Annotated in this window: 18 protein-coding genes and 1 pseudogene; 9 read left to right on the top strand and 10 right to left on the bottom strand. The window is 58.1% G+C overall.

The genetic code is table 11. The features are described from left to right. Positions 1–9: 9 nt before the first annotated feature. Genes dapF through HMPREF3101_RS01175 form a run of 3 tightly spaced genes read right to left on the bottom strand, consistent with a single transcriptional unit; the run spans position 10 to position 2,301 of the window. Positions 10–810, bottom strand: coding sequence for a diaminopimelate epimerase (dapF, locus tag HMPREF3101_RS01185; protein ID WP_070462110.1), 801 nt, complete (start codon positions 808–810; stop codon positions 10–12). 10 nt (positions 811–820) lie between these two features. Beyond that, entirely contained in the window at positions 821–1,729 is a 909-nt protein-coding gene (gene miaA / locus HMPREF3101_RS01180; RefSeq protein ID WP_070462336.1) for a tRNA (adenosine(37)-N6)-dimethylallyltransferase MiaA, read from the bottom strand. A 5-nt stretch (positions 1,730–1,734) separates the two neighbouring features. Then, positions 1,735–2,301, bottom strand: a complete 567-nt coding sequence (locus HMPREF3101_RS01175) for a hypothetical protein (protein WP_070462109.1) — start codon at positions 2,299–2,301, stop codon at positions 1,735–1,737. 92 nt (positions 2,302–2,393) lie between these two features. Between HMPREF3101_RS01175 and HMPREF3101_RS01170 the strand changes: the two genes are divergently transcribed. After that, positions 2,394–3,743, top strand: a complete 1,350-nt coding sequence (locus HMPREF3101_RS01170) for a DUF349 domain-containing protein (RefSeq protein ID WP_371327055.1) — start codon at positions 2,394–2,396, stop codon at positions 3,741–3,743. Then, positions 3,743–4,876, top strand: a complete 1,134-nt coding sequence (locus HMPREF3101_RS01165) for a GNAT family N-acetyltransferase (protein ID WP_246816593.1) — start codon at positions 3,743–3,745, stop codon at positions 4,874–4,876. The genes HMPREF3101_RS01170 and HMPREF3101_RS01165 overlap by 1 nt, the downstream gene beginning before the upstream one ends. On the opposite strand, the gene HMPREF3101_RS01160 is transcribed toward HMPREF3101_RS01165, so the two are convergent. From HMPREF3101_RS01160 to miaB, 3 genes are all read right to left on the bottom strand, one after another. After that, a complete protein-coding gene (locus HMPREF3101_RS01160; protein WP_070462108.1) occupies positions 4,862–5,239 on the bottom strand; it encodes a hypothetical protein in 378 nt (125 codons plus the stop codon). The two genes, HMPREF3101_RS01165 and HMPREF3101_RS01160, sit on opposite strands and share 15 nt — an antisense overlap. A 333-nt stretch (positions 5,240–5,572) precedes the next feature. Beyond that, positions 5,573–6,223, bottom strand: coding sequence for an Rv2732c family membrane protein (locus HMPREF3101_RS01150; RefSeq protein WP_070462107.1), 651 nt, complete (start codon positions 6,221–6,223; stop codon positions 5,573–5,575). A 12-nt stretch (positions 6,224–6,235) separates the two neighbouring features. Continuing rightward, a complete protein-coding gene (gene miaB / locus HMPREF3101_RS01145; protein WP_246816613.1) occupies positions 6,236–7,744 on the bottom strand; it encodes a tRNA (N6-isopentenyl adenosine(37)-C2)-methylthiotransferase MiaB in 1,509 nt (502 codons plus the stop codon). Between the two features lie 144 nt (positions 7,745–7,888). On the opposite strand from miaB, the gene HMPREF3101_RS01140 reads away from it, so the two are divergent. From HMPREF3101_RS01140 to HMPREF3101_RS12540, 6 genes and pseudogenes are all read left to right on the top strand, one after another. Further along, a complete protein-coding gene (locus HMPREF3101_RS01140) occupies positions 7,889–8,614 on the top strand; it encodes an amino acid ABC transporter ATP-binding protein (RefSeq protein ID WP_070462105.1) in 726 nt (241 codons plus the stop codon). A 42-nt stretch (positions 8,615–8,656) separates the two neighbouring features. Next, entirely contained in the window at positions 8,657–9,544 is an 888-nt protein-coding gene (locus HMPREF3101_RS01135; protein ID WP_070462104.1) for a glutamate ABC transporter substrate-binding protein, read from the top strand. A 47-nt stretch (positions 9,545–9,591) separates the two neighbouring features. After that, entirely contained in the window at positions 9,592–10,278 is a 687-nt protein-coding gene (locus HMPREF3101_RS01130; protein ID WP_070462103.1) for an amino acid ABC transporter permease, read from the top strand. After that, positions 10,279–11,235, top strand: a complete 957-nt coding sequence (locus HMPREF3101_RS01125) for an amino acid ABC transporter permease (RefSeq protein WP_070462102.1) — start codon at positions 10,279–10,281, stop codon at positions 11,233–11,235. A 313-nt stretch (positions 11,236–11,548) separates the two neighbouring features. After that, positions 11,549–11,803 carry a helix-turn-helix domain-containing protein gene (locus HMPREF3101_RS12545; RefSeq protein WP_371327060.1) on the top strand — a complete coding sequence of 85 codons (255 nt, stop codon included), beginning with the start codon at positions 11,549–11,551 and terminating at the stop codon, positions 11,801–11,803. Between the two features lie 169 nt (positions 11,804–11,972). After that, positions 11,973–12,098 (top strand): annotated as a pseudogene (locus HMPREF3101_RS12540) (replication initiation protein); the annotation flags it as partial. Positions 12,099–12,308: 210 nt separating this feature from the next. Here the strand turns inward: HMPREF3101_RS12540 and HMPREF3101_RS01120 are convergent. From HMPREF3101_RS01120 to HMPREF3101_RS11620, 4 genes are all read right to left on the bottom strand, one after another. After that, positions 12,309–12,620, bottom strand: coding sequence for a hypothetical protein (locus HMPREF3101_RS01120; protein WP_141737307.1), 312 nt, complete (start codon positions 12,618–12,620; stop codon positions 12,309–12,311). Between the two features lie 19 nt (positions 12,621–12,639). Continuing rightward, the gene (locus tag HMPREF3101_RS01115) at positions 12,640–13,257 is read right to left on the bottom strand and encodes a hypothetical protein (RefSeq protein ID WP_141737306.1); all 618 of its coding nucleotides are present in this window, start codon (positions 13,255–13,257) and stop codon (positions 12,640–12,642) included. Positions 13,258–13,464: 207 nt separating this feature from the next. Further along, positions 13,465–14,208 carry a LexA family transcriptional regulator gene (locus tag HMPREF3101_RS01110; protein WP_070462099.1) on the bottom strand — a complete coding sequence of 248 codons (744 nt, stop codon included), beginning with the start codon at positions 14,206–14,208 and terminating at the stop codon, positions 13,465–13,467. Beyond that, complete coding sequence (locus tag HMPREF3101_RS11620) at positions 14,189–14,845, bottom strand: Mu transposase domain-containing protein (RefSeq protein WP_246816592.1); 657 nt, start codon at positions 14,843–14,845, stop codon at positions 14,189–14,191. The genes HMPREF3101_RS01110 and HMPREF3101_RS11620 overlap by 20 nt, the downstream gene beginning before the upstream one ends. Positions 14,846–15,663: 818 nt before the next feature. Here HMPREF3101_RS11620 and HMPREF3101_RS01100 point away from each other — a divergent pair. After that, positions 15,664–17,358, top strand: a complete 1,695-nt coding sequence (locus tag HMPREF3101_RS01100; protein WP_210386144.1) for a hypothetical protein — start codon at positions 15,664–15,666, stop codon at positions 17,356–17,358. The last annotated feature ends 247 nt before the right edge of the window (positions 17,359–17,605 follow it).

Below are 17,605 nucleotides of genomic sequence, written 5' to 3'. Positions count from 1 at the left end.
GGCGTGAGACTACAGTTCGGCGACTAGCTCGCCGCGGGCGACAATCGTAGATGGGCCCGTCATGGTGGCAACGCCATTTTCCAAGGCCACCTCAATCACACCACCAGGTACGTTGACGGTGACGCTACCGTTTTCAATTCCGGCGTCTGCGAGCGCAGCCTGCGCTGCTGCAACGGTGCCGGTTCCGCAAGAGCGTGTCTCCCCTACGCCGCGCTCCCACACACGCATGTGGACTGCGCCATCCGCAAGCTCTGTTAAAACCTCAACGTTGACACCCTCGGGGAAGAACTCCGGATCAAACTCCGGCTGCACAAAGTCGAGCGCAGCCAACTCATTGGCACTCAAACCTGGGATCACACACGCCAGATGCGGGTTGCCCACATCCACGCCGATACCGGCGAACTCGAAGGAACCCATCCGTGCCGTAGACACACCGGTAACTTCGACCTCCCCCATGCCCACGGCCACTACGGCATGCTCAGCATCGGCCGACAACACCTTGATCGTCTTCACGCCAGCACGGGTGTCCACCTCAAACTCGGAAGCCTCTTCTAGCCCCTCGGCCACAAGAACGTGGGCGAATGCACGGATGCCATTGCCGCACATCTCTGCAATAGAGCCATCAGCGTTGCGGTAATCCATAAACCAACGGCCATCGTTGCGCACGACGCGCAGCAGGCCGTCGCCACCAATACCGGCGCGTCGGTGGCACAAAAACGCGACCTGTTCGGGGGTGATGTCCAGCTGAGCGTCAATGTCAACGATCACCACAAAGTCATTCTCAGTTGCGTGGGCCTTAATAAATTTCACGCCTGCGAGTCTAGCGCTGCGAGTCTAGCGCCGTCAGCGCGTCTGCAACCAGTGACGGTGATGCAGCATCCAACCACACGATCCGCGGATCGCGGTTAAACCAAGACCGTTGGCGCCGCACGTAGCGGCGGGTGCCAGTGATGGTCTGCACTACGGCGCAATCAAGCGAAAGCTCCCCCTCCAAGTACTGCAGCACCTGTGCATACCCAATAGCGCGGCCGGCAGTGGATTCCCTAATCAGGCCCTGGCTGACTAGGGCACGGACCTCATCGACAAAACCAGCCTCGAACATCTGCTGCGTGCGCAACTCAATGCGCGGGTTAAGCCATTCCGGTGTGGTGCGAAGCCCTAGGATGCGTGTCCCCCAACGCGGCGGGGCGTCCTTCGGCGGTTGGGATGCCTGAAAGGGTTTGCCGGTCAGCTCAATAACCTCAAGTGCGCGAACAGTGCGGCGCGGGTCTTTATCCTCAATAATCTGCGCGGCGGCAGGATCAACCTTGGCAAGCTCCGCGTGCAAGGCGTCCACCCCGATTGCGGCCAAACGCTCTTCAAAGCGAGCACGCACTGCCGGGTCAGTAGGAGGAAACGACCAGTTATCAATCAACGACTGAACATAAAGCATCGAGCCGCCCACCAAGACAGGCACTCGCCCACGGGCCATGATGTCCTCGACCGTGGTCACAGCTTGGTCCTGGTAGTCAGCAACAGACGCCACGCGGGTGACATCCCAAATATCCAACAGATGATGCGCAATACCCTCGCGCTCTTCTACCGGAAGCTTTGCCGTGCCAATATCCATGCCGCGATACAGCTGCATTGAATCGATATTGACCACCTCACCTCCAAGCTCGTGAGCTAGTGCAATGCCAAGCGCCGACTTGCCCGAGGCAGTCGGGCCAACCACAGCAACCGGTGTCACAGTCCCTACCACGTCCACACCCCTACATACCGGCCAACGCCAAGTGAATCATCAGCAGCCAACAACATCTGCTTAGCCGGCGAAAGTGCCGCAAGCTCATGCCACAGCTCAGGCTTCAAGACACCGCCTTCAAGCGGCGGCAGTGGCGCATTGCCAGCGATGAACATTTGCAAACCCTCGTGTGTCTCCCGCGCGCCGGGCACAAGCGCCAGGGGTGCTCGCGGGGTAAGCCCCGCCGGACCATCCACCACCACAACGGTGAGTGCCTTTGGATCGAGCTCACCGATCGAGTCGCGTACGGGCCGGAAGTCGCGGTTCCCCAACACGTAACGCACCACAAGTTCGCCCAAGTGGTTCCCGCCGCCCACCTGCACCTGCGGCGCGCCCCACGCACGCAAGCTGCCAGTGTGTGCGGTATAAGAATCCTCATCTAGCGGGCAGACAATGTCTACCGGCACACCATTTGGCGCGGTCTCGCGGATGGTGCGGGTGAGGTGGTGCGACGCGGCGTCGGCAAGCGAAAGTTCCTGCACCAACGACGGCGAGCCCGGAACAATGAATATGGAAGGCACACAAACTACCCTAGCCAGCTGCCGGGCGCGGTAAAGTTCATGCAACGACCTTATGGCAGCCGCGTCGCGCGGCACTGGAGAAAGGATCCGCCGTGACCACCCCAACTACACCCTCCCCTACTGGCAACAACCGTCCCACACCGGCAGCAATGCCGGGCCGCACCCCCAAGCCGGGACCGCACTCACAGGCACCAGTTGCCGCTGCAACACCGCAGATAAATACCGAGGAAGCAGCAAAGTTTGGACGTGTGGCTGAAAACGGCACCGTCTTTGTCACGCGCGGCGGCCAGGAACGCGAGATTGGTTCTTGGCAGGCAGGTACCCCTGAAGAGGGCTTGGCACACTACGTGCAGCGCTTCACAGACATTGTGACTGAGGTCGAGGTCCTGGAGACCCGCCTGGTTGCCCACCCTGAAGACGCCAACCAGATCGCCAAAAACGCCCGAGATCTGAAGGATTCACTAGCCACTGCCGCTGCGATCGGTGACTTTGACGCGCTTGAGGCCCGTCTGGATACCGTCATTGCTAACACCGCTGAAGCCGGAGAGAAGGCAAAGGAAGCCAAGGCGGCACGCCGCGCAGAGGCAATCGCCCGGAAGGAAGCACTTGCCGCTGAAGCTGAGGACTTGGCGGCAAACTCCACCGACTGGAAGGCCGCGGGCGATCGCATCCGCGACATTCTGGAAGAGTGGCGCACCATCCGCGGCATTGACCGCAAGACGGATGACGCATTGTGGAAGCGCTACTCGCGTGCCCGCGACGGCTTCAACCGCCGCCGCGGCAGCCACTTCGCTGAGCTGGACCGTGGCCGTGCGGCGGCGAAGAAGGCGAAGGAAGCGCTGGTGGAGCGCGCCGAGGCGCTGAAGGAGTCCACCGATTGGAACGAGACCGCACGCGCATTCCGCGACCTGATGAAGGAGTGGAAAGCCGCAGGTCGTGCCCCGCGCGATGTGGATGACAAGCTGTGGGAGAGGTTCCGCAGCGCACAGGATCACTTCTTTGATGCCCGCAACGCCGTTAATGCGGAGCGCGACAAGGAGTTTGAGGCTAACGCCCAAGCCAAGGACGCCCTGCTCGCTGAGTATGACGCTCTGATTGACCCGGCGAAGGGCCTCGGCGCGGCGAAGGCGAAACTGCGTGAGCTGCAGGATAAGTGGGAGGAGATCGGCTTCGTGCCGCGCGGCAAGGTTCGCGAGTACGAGGACAAGATCGCACGGGTGGAAAAGCGTGTGGCTGAGGCGGAGGATTCCCGCTGGCGTCGCTCCGACCCGGCTGCCCAGGAGAAGGTCAACCAGTTCCAGGACAAGGCTGATGACTTGCTCAAGCAAGCCGAAGCAGCTGAGGCGAAGGGCGACGCGAAGAAGGCTGCCGAGCTGCGTGAGCAGGCCAAGCAGTGGCAGGAGTTTGCAGATGTAGCTGCGAAGGCAGCAAGCGACCGCTAGTGCAGGCTTTGCAGTATGTGCCCCGACAAGGCGGCGAGTTTGATGAGGCCGTTGTCGGGGCTTACGCCTTTTCCGCAACGCTGGCTATCCAGGACATCACAGGCCTGGCCACCTCTGGGGTAACGCCGGCGCACATTGCGAAGCGTATGGAGGGCTCCGCCGAGTCCAGGGCGCTGCTCTTCGCGTTGACTTCGCGCGAGGCACTGCGCCCGGTTGGCCCACTTGGCTTCCCGCTTTTAACCAGCGACGACTTGTTTGATGTCGAGGCCTGGGTGTTCATCTCCCTGCCGCTGCTGGAAGACGTCACAGTACTCGAAGCCAACGTCACCCTCGACGCATCCATCGCCCCGCTTCCCGGCGAGGAAGTACCTGCCGCACCGTGGCAAGGGGCTTTCATGCTTATCGACGCCTTATCGCACGCCCTCAACCGCCCCACCCGCCAAATTTGGGTCACACATTCCCCAGGTGCGTGGGCTCCCCCAGGAGCAGTGGAGGCTGGCTACGCGCAAGCGTTTCGGGAAGACCAGGCGGTGTTCGAGGCAGACGCGGTGGAGAAGCTGGCGGCGTTGAAGGATCTGGCAGCATCGGAGTTTTCCATCAATGTGGCAGAGGGGCCGGGCTTTGCCGGGTTCGAAGCACCCGTTGGTTCTGATAGCAGGGACGCGGCCGCGTTTGGTGCGCTGCTCTCTGCAGCCTCACGCGATTACCCGCGGGGCGAGCTACAGCTTGAGCCAATTGAGTGGGATCTGCAACGCATCACCGATGCGGGTGCGCGGCTTAAGGATCGTGGTGGTGCGCAGTTGACCGGTATCGCCTTGGTCAATGATTCTCGCGCCGATGGCAGCGGCGAGCGCCAGTACGTTGGGCTTTGCGAGGCCGTGCATTACACACACGACTCCGACGCCGTGTGCGAGCTTGGCCTGATCTACGTCCTGCCGGAATTCCGCGGGCGCGGCATTGGCGAAGCGCTGGTTAGGCAGACAGTTTCCGCCGCGCGGAAACAGTGGGAAGATCTAGAAACCGTCTACGTCTCTTATCCTGCGGAATCCGCAGGTGCTCGTGCGATCGCGGAAACACTCGGCGCCAGTGTGGTCTCCTCCACCACCGCCTGGCAGCGCCTAGCCCGCGGCTAACGCTGCGGCTCGCTGGTAGGAGACGTCCAAGAGCTGCCCCATTTCACGAACGGAGAACCCTTCCTCCTTCATGCGAGCCGCGAATCGACGACTTGCCGTACTTGCTCGTTCGGCAATCTCATTTGCTTCGCGTTTCAGTTCCAACGCCTCGTCCCTGAGCGAATCAAGTTCCGCTCCGAGTACCGGTTGAATTTCAATTTTGAACTCAGATTCTTCAAGGCCCGATTGGTACGCAATTGCTTCGCGCACTTCCTCTTCAGCATCCCCAAGCCTCTTCGTCTGTGAGACAACCCCAAGTTCCCGGCATTCCAACACCCAAACCGGGTTTTTGCCGCGCTCTGCTGTCACCGTAAACGTCTTCATTTTCTCCACCACCCTTTGCCTAGCTCATTCGCAAACTGATCAAAAAACTTGCGCGCAGTAACGTCATCAATTTCTTTATGACGTCCCAACGTGCGAGTAGTTGTACCGACGCGAAACGCGTCGTGGCGCTTCAAACGTATTTCTTCGAACGGTAGACCCAACCTGCGAGCTTCCGTTCTTAGCTTCTTAATTACAGCACTACGCTTCACCGTGTCAACCCCCCACTCCTTAATCTGTAAATAGCCATTTACACACATGTTGCTAAACGTGCGTAACCCTCTAGGTATTTGACTGTTTTAGGAATGGGTTGGTTCCCTACCGTGAAGACTTTTCTTAACCCTGCTCGTGCGTCCGCTTGTGGCGTTCGGCGGCGCGGGCGCGTCGGTCGTCCACAAGCAAAGGGTTCAGGGGTTTGGTGGCTGCTTCACGCTGCAATAGCGAAAGCTCATCGGATTCCTGCACCGCGGCGCGCTCCACGGTGATCGCCTGCTGCTCGTCCGAACGTCGGATGATCGCCGGGGCGTAGGCCAGCGCCGCGACGAGCACAGCGACCATTGCTAGGTACGCACCCACGCCGTGTGGCTCGCCCCCACCGGCAGCTGCGGCGTTGCGCAGCCACAACGAAAACATGGCAAAGACCACAGAAATCACGGTCAGTCCCCAACCCAGCGCAGCAAGCCCGTAGCGGCGGGCAAGCATGGCGATCGTGGTCACCACCGCCAAACCCGCGAAAGAGATCCAGGCAAACAGGTACTCAGTCATATTGACGTTGGACGCCTGCGCAGCACCGCTGCGGATCAGCACCTGCACGCCCGAGGTGGAGCCAACGAACGGTAGGAACAGGCCAACCAGGTAAATGGCAGCACACGCGATAAGTCCCCAGCGATACGGACCATCAGCTAGGCGAGCACCCGTGCGGCGCTCCTCGGCAGCAAGAGCAGCTGCGGCTGAATTCGTGGAAGCAGTGGAATTCGTGGAAGTCATGGTGTCTTTAGCCTACGCGGAACAGCACCCGTCGCTACCCGCCTGCACCTTTGGCGCGCCGATAGACGGCAAACCCAAGCCCACGCCGATCGGCGCCGTGGTTGGCACCTGTCCAAGCTCAGAGTTATCGCCAGCCTTGGTACGGCGGTGGCTGTGCACTCCGGAATCGGCGATAAGGAAGTGTGTCTTCGCGTCCGTAATGGTGACGGTGACGTAGTCGCCAGGGCGAATGTCGCCGTCGATCTCGCCTCTCGGCGCGAAGTGCACCAAGCGGCCATCACGTGCGCGCCCAGACATACGGTGCGTGCGGTCGTTCTTGCGCCCGCCATCAGCCTGCACTAAAAGCTCCTGCTCAGTGTCCACCAGCTTGACGTTTTCCTCTGCAGAGATCCTGTCCTGCAGTTCGATCAGGCGCTCGAAGCGCTCCTGCACCACCTGCTTCGGAACCTGGTTTTCCATCTCCGCGGCGGGGGTGCCGGGGCGCGGCGAGTATTGGAACGTATAGGCAGAGCTAAACCGGGACTTCTCCACCACGTCCAATGTGTCTTGGAAGTCCTCCTCCGTTTCCCCGGGGAAGCCCACGATGATGTCCGTAGTAATAGAAGCGTGCGGGATCTTTTCGCGCACCTCCTCCAAAATGGCAAGGAACTTCTTCGAGCGGTATGAACGCCGCATCTCTTTAAGTACCTTGTCAGAGCCCGACTGCAGCGGCATGTGCAACTGCGGGCATACGTTCGGGGTTTCCGCCATCGCGTCAATCACATCAGAGGTGAACTCCGCCGGGTGCGGGGACGTAAAGCGCACGCGCTCAAGGCCCTCGATGTCACCGCAGGCGCGCAGGAGTTTGGAAAACGCCGAACGGTCACGCTCTACGTCTGGGTCAGCGAAGTTCACGCCGTAGGCATTGACATTTTGGCCGAGGAGGGTGATTTCGGACACGCCACCGTCGACAAGCATCTGTACCTCAGCCAGAATATCCCCCGGCCGGCGGTCGAGCTCCCTACCGCGCAACGACGGCACGATACAAAACGTACACGTGTTGTTACAGCCTACCGACACAGAAACCCATCCGGCATACGAGCTCTCGCGCTTCGCTGGAAGCACCGACGGAAACGCCTCAAGCGCCTCAACAATCTCTACCTGCGCCGCCTCTTCCACACGGGCACGCTCCAACAAGGTCGGCAGCGTGGCGAGGTTGTGCGTACCAAACACTGCATCCACCCACGGTGCCTGAGAAATCACCGCGTCTTTGTCTTTCTGTGCAAGACAACCGCCCACAGCGATCTGCATTCCCGGGTGCGCTTGCTTCGTGTGTTTCAGCGCGCCGAGTGTGCCATAGAGGCGCTTGTCTGCATTCTCACGAACAGCACACGTGTTAAACACCACAAGATCAGGAGTATCGCCTTCGGTGACGGCAATATACCCAGCATCCTCGAGCATGCCAGAGAGACGCTCGGAATCATGCACATTCATCTGGCAGCCAAACGTGCGGACTTCATACGTACGGGCGGTAGGTTTCATCGGCGTAGACACGGCAAGGAGTCTAATGCTGCACATTGAGGGGAGGAAAATGCCAGCGAATTATAAAGATTTGATCAAACTTGTCATCTAGGTCACTTGTATCCGGTATATGTATTCGGCATGACACAGGCGAGTTCGCAGCCAATGATCCGTATTGCTGGAGTGGAGAAGCACTTCGGCGATTTTCACGCACTGAAAAACATCAACCTCGAAGTTCCTCGTGGGCAGGTGATTGTGGTGCTGGGTCCGTCGGGCTCCGGTAAATCCACCCTGTGTCGCACGATCAACCGTCTTGAAACTATTGATGACGGCGTGATCGAAATCGACGGCGAGAAGTTGCCGGAGGAAGGTAAAGACCTGGCACGCCTGCGCTCTGAAGTGGGCATGGTGTTCCAGCAGTTCAACCTGTTTCCGCACCTGACTATTCGCGACAACGTCACCCTGGGCCCAATCAAGGTCCGCAAAGCGAAGAAGGCAGACGCCGCACGCCGTGCCGATGAGCTGTTGGACCGCGTGGGCATCGCCGCACAGGCCAGCAAGTACCCGGCGCAGCTTTCCGGCGGCCAGCAGCAACGCGTAGCTATTGCACGTGCGCTGGCCATGGAGCCGAAGGTTATGCTTTTCGACGAGCCGACGTCCGCCCTCGACCCCGAGATGGTGGGCGAAGTGCTCGACGTGATGTCAGAGCTGGCCGCGTCCGGCATGACCATGATCGTGGTCACCCATGAGATGGGTTTTGCCCGCAAGGTGGCTGACCGCGTCATCTTCATGGCTGACGGAGAGATTGTTGAAGACACAGATCCTGAGTCTTTCTTCACCAACCCGCAGTCCAACCGTGCCAAGGACTTCCTTGGCAAGATCCTGCACTAATCGCTTTTCAAACATTTCTGTTTTACAACAAGGAGTTTCCTGATGAACCGTGCAATCCGCGTACTGGCAGCTACCACTGCCGCTGCATTGAGCCTGTCCCTCGCCGCCTGCGGTGGTTCTGACAGCTCCGATTCCGCCGACGGCGCTGGTGGCGGCCTGCTTGCAAACATTGAAGCCGGCAAGGTCACCTTGGGCACCAAGTTTGACCAGCCGGGTCTTGGCCTGCGCGAGCCGGACGGCTCCATGACCGGCCTGGACGTTGACGTTGCTACTTACGTAGTCAACTCCATTGCTCAGGACAACGGCTGGGCTGAGCCGGAGATCACCTGGCGAGAGACCCCGTCCGCACAGCGTGAGACTCTGATCTCCAACGGTGAGGTGGACATGATCACCGCCACCTACTCCATCAACAAGTCCCGCGCTGAGAGCGTGAACTTTGGTGGCCCGTACCTGCTGACCCACCAGGCCCTGCTGGTCCAGGATGCCAATACCGACATCAGTGGTCTGGATGACCTAGATGGCAAGATCCTGTGCTCCGTAAGTGGCTCCACCCCGGCTCAGAAGGTCAAGGATGCCCTCCCGGGTGTTCAGCTGCAGGAGTATGACACCTACTCCTCCTGTGTTGAGGCTCTGCGCCAGGGCAATGTCGACGCACTGACCACGGACGCAACCATTCTCGGCGGCTACGCTGCACAGTCCCCGGGCACCTTCAAGCTGGTTGAGCTGGAGAAGGACGGCAAGCCGTTCACCAACGAGTACTACGGCATCGGCCTGAAGAAGGACGACGCAGCAGCAACCGAGGCAATCAACAAGGCGCTGCAGGCGATGTACGACGACGGTTCCTTTGACAAGTTCGTCGACGCAAACATTGATGGTGGTACCGGCGTTACCAAGGAAACCCCTGGTGACCTCTCCTTCTTGGAGCAGTAAAACGCCATTTTTTCACCCGCATCGTTAGTCTTTAGGGAGAACAAGCAATGGATGCACTCTGGGCAGATCTTTTGCCCAAACTTTGGCCAGCTTTCTGGACCACGATCAGGCTGACGGTGTATTCCGCCTTCGGGTCGCTGGTATTCGGAACCCTGTTGACGGCGATGCGGGTCTCCCCCGTTGGGATTTTGCGTTCCCTGTCTGCTTTCTACATCAACACAGTGCGCAACACCCCACTGACGCTGGTTATCATCTTCTGCTCCTTTGGTCTGTACCAGAACCTAGGATTGCAGTTGGCGAGCCGCGATTCCAGCACCTTCCTTGTGGATCAAAACTTCCGCCTGGCAGTGTTGGGCTTTATCCTCTACACCTCATGCTTTGTGGCGGAGTCTTTGCGAAGCGGTATTAACACCGTGCACTTCGGGCAGGCCGAGGCTGCTCGTTCCTTAGGTTTGAGCTTCGGGCAGACGTTTTCCACCATTATTTTCCCGCAAGCATGGCGTGCCGCGTTAGTGCCGTTAGGCAACACGCTGATCGCTCTGACGAAGAACACGACCATTGCTTCTGCAATCGGCGTTGCTGAGGCTTCGCTGTTGATGAAGTCCACGATTGAGTTCCACGCCAATGAGCTGTTCATTATCTTCGGCGTGTTCGCTGTTGGCTTCATCATCCTGACCCTGCCCATCGGCCTGATCATTGGCCGCGCAGCTGAGAAAATGGCGGTGAAGAAGTAAATGGCTACCTCTAACGCAGTACGCGCAACTGTTCTTTATGACGCGCCAGGCCCGAAGGCCCTCCAGCGCAACCGCATCTACACTGTGATCACCATTGCCCTCATGGCGCTTGCGTTGTGGTGGGTACTGTCCACCCTGGGCGACAAGGGCCAGCTGGATGCAGCCAAGTGGCGCCCATTCCTCGACGGCAACACGTGGAAGACCTACATCCTCCCCGGTCTTTGGGGCACGGTTAAAGCCGCTGTAACAAGCATCATCTTCGCCATTGTGTTTGGCGTGGTCTTCGGCCTTGGACGGCTGAGCGAAAACCGCCTCGTGCGTGGCTTCTGCGCTGTGATTGTGGAGTTCTTCCGCGCTATCCCAGTGCTGCTTCTGATGATCTTCGCCTACCAGCTCTTCGCGCTGTACAAAATGGTGCCGCCAAGCGGCCTTGCGTTCTGGGCGGTGGTAGTTGCGCTGACTCTCTACAACGGATCTGTCATTGCAGAAATCCTGCGCGCTGGTATCAATTCGTTGCCCAAGGGCCAGACTGAGGCGTCCCGTGCACTTGGTATGTCGCACTGGCAGACCATGTGGACCATCCTTTTGCCACAGTCAGTGGCTGCAATGCTGCCGGCGCTGATCGCTCAGATGGTGATTGCACTGAAAGATACTGCGCTTGGTTACCAGATTGGCTACGTTGAGGTTGTTCGCTCCGGCATCCAATCCGCGTCTGCGAACCAGAACTTCCTGGCTTCCCTGTTTGTTGTTGGCGTGATCATGATCCTGATCAACTTCGCGCTTACCGCCCTGGCGGAGCGTGTGGAGCGCCAGCTGCGCGCGGGCCGTGCACGCCGCAACATCTTTGCCAAGGTTCCGGAGGCCGCCGGCGCTGGCGTGGGCCTGGACACCAAGGACACAGTCAACGTGGACTGGAAGGCACCGGGTTACAAGCAGATCGAGAACCCAGACGAGTAGCTTCTCGACGAACAAGCTCCCGTGATGCGCGCATCAGTCGAAAGACTCGATGCGCGCTTTTAGTTTGACTTGGTGCACAGTTTGTGCTGTGAAGATCACTCTTGTCGTTGTACCCTGTGGGTTTTACCTGACTTAGGCCATGGGTGGGTGAGCAACATTGTTGCGCGGGGCTATCTAGTAACACCGTGGTGACTATCCAGTAACGCAACGGTGAGTATCGAGTAACACTTTGGGGGAGGATTTTTCTGACCGTGTGACAAAAGGGCATGCGGCTTATCAGAGGAGTCCGATCGTGACTGATTATCGGGCCGTGATGGATCTAGTTTTGCAAGGCTGGTCTGTCCGCCAAATCTGTTCGACTGTGCGATGTTCACACACCACAGTCCAAAAAGCTCGCCACACAATGGTGAAGCGACGCACCAGATCACAACTCATGCACAACTTGCCGACATCACTGATGAAGAAATGGCTACGTGATTTGTTGATGGTCGTAGTGTTGCTCAAGGTGACTTCGTGCCGATTGACTTTGAAGCGGTTGTCAAGGCGCGCACCGGGCGAAACAAAGTGACCCTCCAAGTCTTGGGGGGCGATACACCACCCAACCAGCTCACCCAGGTCAGCGTTACTACAGCTACGAGCGATTCCGTCAGCTTGTTGCCGAACACGTCGATGCCACAGGTCTTAGCGCACGCATTACGCACGCCCCTGCCCACACCATGCAAGTCGACTGGGCGGGACATGACAGCCATTTTTCCCATCGGTTCAGCCTGTGACCGTTTTATACCGGCGATTCCCCGACTGCGTATCGGTGGTATCAGCAGCATCACCGCGTGTTTCGGTTGGGCGATCTTCTTGCAGGAGTCCTACAGCAGGCCTAAGCATCACGGCGGTGTACAAACTCTCCAAAGCGCTCAACGCTACCGAGGACGCCGCAGCGGCGGTACCGCAAACGGACGACAATCGCACCCAACGCCGGGCCGCGAAGCGCCGTCATTAGCCCGCTTTTAACGAACGCACAGAAAGGCTTCGCGCGGCTCGCGGCGAGGCCTTGGGTTAAGCGATCGCCAATCCTTTTAAAGGCGCAATGCCGCCATGAGGACGCCAATCGCCATCAGACCGCCCCCGAAGGTCGGCGAGGAAACAATGACCCCGAGAGGAAGTGCATAAACCACCGCCCCTACGGAAATGATCCCTGTAGCGGCCGAAGCTTTTCTTTTTGGTTTCCAGCAGAGAAAGAGCAGAACAGATGCTGAAACGAAGAATAGAACTAACCCAAGAGCAGAGAAGTGGCGCGACAACGCCACATAGACGCCAGCCCCCAAAACAAGGGTTAATGAAAAAATGGCGGCGACTCGCTGACTCCTCATTTCCGGAATGGAACGCACCTTTTGTATACTGCCTAGACTATCGACACTTTTCCTTCGGAGCTACTTCCCATCCAATGTTAAGCGCCTGACTGAAGTCATAACAGGTCTGGTCATTGAGGATGCGGTTATTCCCAGCGAGCTTGTTCCAAAACGCCGTGGTGGCCATAGAGCACCCGGCAGCAGCGAGTCCTCCACTGAAGTAGTTGCATAGAAGTCCGGCAAATCCAGCCGCCCCTAGCGACCAAAACTCAGCACCGGTCATGTAGAGCCGCGGACCCCAATCCCACTCGAAATTAACGTAAAGAGTGGGCCCCGCTGGAGGCACCACTACGTCATATTCCACAGTTATACCCGAAGGATCTTTCTTGCTGTAGGTCTCAACGGTGTACCCATGTTCGATCCGATCATTTACTTTGACAAACCCTGCCTCTGTGAGCTGTCTACGTCGTTCAGTCGGATCTTTCGAAAGCTGAAGCGATTCGGAGAAATCTTCCAAGCTGGTTTCATCGTTTCCGGCTGGAGAAGGAGCGCTGGGATCTGGCGCAGCATTGACCATGCTCGAGGAAGACAAAACTAGCACTGTGGCAAAAAGCAGGGTCAGGGAGCGAAATAGAACCTTTTTCATATGAGCATCCTTCAAATCTTTCAAAACCACCTGTCGTCATCTTATCGTCTCACGTGAGAACACGTTCGCAGGGAAACCGTATATTGCTTACGGGGTGGCACATTTATTTAGGGCGCTTTCAGGCACCCCTCGGCAGGTCGACCCCCGCGCTTCGCTGTTGCTAAAAAAGAAACGAACCTAGGTAGCTCACGTGCTACCGCACGGGGAACCGTATATTGCATATGGTGTGAGACCCCCCTACGGCTCAGGCCACTCACCCACTTCCTTGAGGGCAGAAACGTGGCGGGCGACCGTAGCCCGAGAGAAGCCTGTCTCTTTCTGAATCAATTTCCACGTTGGTAGTCGACCAGTCTCAATCCAATATTCGTTTACGAATTGGCCGACTTTCTGACGGTTACTCGTCCCCTGGACTTTCTTTTTTCGATGGGTCCGCTTCATTGTGGCGCGCCTGCCCCGCGCGTATTCGCCGTCTGGGTCTGTTTTCCAGCGTTGTGCGGCTTTCTGACCGCCTCTACGTCCCATCGTGGCCAAGGCCTTACGTTCGGTGCTTGTAGCTCTCCCAGGGGCCACAGAACCACCGTTTGAAGCCTTTGCCTGCGTGACGTACCCACGAACTCGCCTCGCCATGGTCTGGCGATCACGCATCGGCGGCATCTCCGAGAGTCTCCCATCGCCACCGGCTTCTTGGGCGATGTTGTATCCATGCTCGTAAGCGTCAATCAGAGCGTTATCGGTTAAGCGCTGGCCTGCTGCGCGTAGCCTGTGCCCGACTTTTAGCGCATGTCGAAACGCCGTCTCGTCACGTGCAGCGCGTCCTTGGTGAATCCACAACACGCGCACGCCCTCGATGAGGTCGGGGTCATAGCGCTCAACGCTTGTCGCAAGTTCTGCTTCGACGTCGTTTGCAAGCGCTTTGAAGGCTTCTGCTTCTTGCCTGCGTGTTTTCGCTGCTTCGAAGATTTCACGACCAGAGAAAAACATCGACGGTGCGCCCAACGAGTTGATGCGGTACCGAGTAGCGCACCGTGGCAACAATGATGTGGAAATCTGGTGCGACTTTCGCGCGTTTCCATTCGGTGTGCTGCCATGGTGTTTGCGCCAGATCGGCAAGAAGATGCTGCTCATAGGTTTCAAACAGGTCCCGGCGGCTTGATTGCTGACTCCGAAACGGCGTGGCATCGTTAATTGCATCGACGAGGCTGACAATCTTGTCATTGAGCTCGTCAAGATCAACGCACTGGTGACCATCGAGTGCATGGATGATCTTGTGTGTGACAATTTTGACTGCGGCTTCCACATTCGCTTTATCTTTCGGTCGACGCGGACGGGCAGGAAGAGCTGCAGTGTTGTAATGCTCCAAGAACTGTTCGTAGGTGTCATTGACCTTCCGGTTTCTATCTGACGTACTGATTGCGTTCGACGCAGTCGACGCGTTATCAGGCACGACGACTTGACAGACGCCGCCAAAATATTCAAATGCACACCGGTGAGCATCAAGCCAGGCCTGTTGGCGTTGGTCAGCACACGCACATGCAAACAGCATCCCTGAATATGGAAGAGAGGCAACAAAGATACTGACTTTTGCACCCGGTTTCCCGGTTGGGTCAAACAGTCGCATCTTGGTGCCGGATAACTCCGGCGAGACTGTACAGAATTAGGCGTGTGGTTGTACGGCCGAACCCCGTGTCGCTGTACAGTCTGAGCGCGAAAGGTGTGCCGCCGTAGCGGTTACTCTCCCATCGAAACCCCGTCCTCGTGGCGGGGTTTTGCTCTGTCTGGAGCTGCTCCCGTGGCCGTGCTGCAAGGCTGTAGCGACGCGAAAACAGCGCTGTACCAGCGCGATATTCCGAAGGATATGTGTGTCAACCGGTTCATAACCGGTTACACGCAAAAAACAATCGGTTCGTAACCGATTTTTTGCCGTCTGAGCTGCAGCGATGACGGAATTGATGTGTCAGGACTGTTTTTCAGCACTGACACCGTAAACACAGTATAAGGGGGTGCGACGCCAGGACTTTTTCTAAAAGTCCTGTTTTCACAGCGTGAGCAGGGAAAATGCACCGCTTGTGGTGCGGCGTCAATTTTCGCTCTGAAAATGTGCACCGCTTCATAACCGGTACATTTTTAATGTGACGGTTATGTCAGGCTTCGTCAGAAGCCTCAGGCAGGGCCAAACGGGGCGAATAGCGCCGTGCCGGCCCTGCCCTGCTGCGGGACAAAGAAGATCGCCACAGCGCCTCTTCGCAGGTCACGTAGCTTTTCACGCAAGGCGAAGCGGAGAAAGCCGACCGAATAGGGAGGGTTTTGCAGCTTCGCGATTGCCCGCTGCAGGCGCCCCCGTGAGACCTCAGTTATCCGAGCTTGCGAGGTGGCTAGACTGAGGTCTTTAGGGGGCTACAGGAGGTACGCGATATGTCGCTACAGGAGGTACGCGATATGTCGAAGACATCTACAGCGCAGAAGGGACGCGCAGCGTTCAATCTGCGCCATCTCCGCCGCGACAACTGCGGCGGAGACACGCGAGGAGACCGCAAGCGACTCCTCAAGGAGGCGATGCGAGAATTAGATCCGCAGGATCTCGCGCATCAGGCCGCGATGAATAGCAATATCGTCGTGGCCGATGCGCATTTGAACGTTCCGTTCGTCAACGACGGCAACGGCACGTTCCGACGCGCTGCGTCCGTCGAGGAGGTCTTGGCGTACCAAGACGCCCGGATGGACGGCGTGCGCGTACAGAAGAACAGTTTCGAGACGTCTCTGTTCGTCGTGCATCTGCCGAAGTCGATGTGTGTAGAGGTCCCCGACTTCTACACCAGCACTGTGGACGGCCGTGAGGTGAAGCGCGCACGGCTTGTCGCACGGGACTACGACGAAGCGAAGGAGTACCTCGAAGAGTCGATGCGCTGGCTCGCCGAGAACTTCATCCCCGGCGGCATCGATGCCGTAGCCGGTGGGGATATGAACTTCGACGAATCAACGCCACACATCCAGTTCCAGGCTGATACGTTCTCGCCGAAGCCGGATGATCCCGACAAGCTCCGCTGCCGGCCCGGCATCGCGTACAACACTGATGAGTCGGTGCGGTACATATCTGGCCCGAAGAAGGGCAAACAAATCTCCGGGAACCAGAAGTTCATCGACGCGCAGCATGGACTTCGAGAGCACATGTACGCGTTGGGTTACCCGGTAGAGCTAGATGTGTCTGAACGTCACAATGAGTCGCTGAATCTTGACCGTTACGTCGAACAGCAGGACCGGGAGCGCGACCTTGCGAACCGTGAGGACGAGGTGGAACGGAAGCACAGCTCCGTACAGCGAGATGTCGATGCTGCAGCGAAAGACCGCAAGCAAGCTGCAGAAGAACTCGAACGGGCGCAGCAGGCCCGTGAAGAAGCCCAGCGTGTGCAGGAAAATGCTGAACAGCAGGCTCGCGAGGTTGCCGAGCGCGTACTCAAAGAAGCACGCGAGAAGGCCGAGCAGGACGCCGAAAAGATTCGTGGTGATGCACAGAAGGATGCTGAACAGGAGTTGGGTCTTGCCGAGGCACAGGCGGAAGAGTTGCTGGACCGTGCCAAGGAGGTTGAGAGCGCCGCCGAAGCCAAGCTCAAGCGTGTAGAGCAGGAAGCCGAACAGCTCCGCAGCGAAGCACGCGAAAAGGCCGAGCAAGAAGCCGAGCAGATCCGCAATGACGCACGCAAAGAAGCTGAGCAGACGCTGGGTCTCGCTGAAGCTCAGGCAGATGAGCTGCTTGACCTTGCCGAAGAATTCGGCAGTGAAGAACATGATGAGGCCACACGTGACGCTGCAGTAACGCGCGAGGAAGCAGAGCAGGAAGCGAAGATCATCATCGAGGAAGCAACGCAGTCGTTGCAGGAGATTTCGCATGTTGATCAGGACTTTTTGCGGGTCGAGATTGACAGCAACCCAGAGATGAAGCAACGGTACCGCGAGATCGTCATCGACCGTACTCAGGAGGAAAGCGCTGCAGTACTGCGTCGCGCGCTGGAACGCATCGCTAAGCGCCGCCAGCAGGAGCAACAGCGCGACCACGACGGTGACAAGGAGTCCCCCGACGGTGGCAAGGAGTCTCCCGACGGTGACAAGGATTCCCCCGACGGCGGCAAGCCGTAGATGGGGGTCTCCCCTGCCCTGTATGGCCCTGTAGCGGCCTAACAGGATGTCGCCAGGGTCAGTGTCCAGCGACAGCGCTAAAACCGCTCTAATTCAGCGAAAATCGAAGAATTAGAGCGGTGTTTTTTGAAGCGTCCTGGGTTCAGATTCAGGTAACTCAAGGATGAGTGTGAATCCGGGGTTTGTGTCTTTGAGAAGGCCCTTTAGAAGCCTTTGTCAGATGCGGGTTTTTGGTACCGGTGTTCCG

Source organism: Corynebacterium sp. HMSC29G08, from assembly GCF_001806875.1.
Classification (GTDB): Bacteria; Actinomycetota; Actinomycetes; order Mycobacteriales; family Mycobacteriaceae; genus Corynebacterium.
The sequence above is the reverse complement of the archived record's forward strand: the minus strand, read 5'-3'. Positions and strand labels throughout refer to the sequence as shown.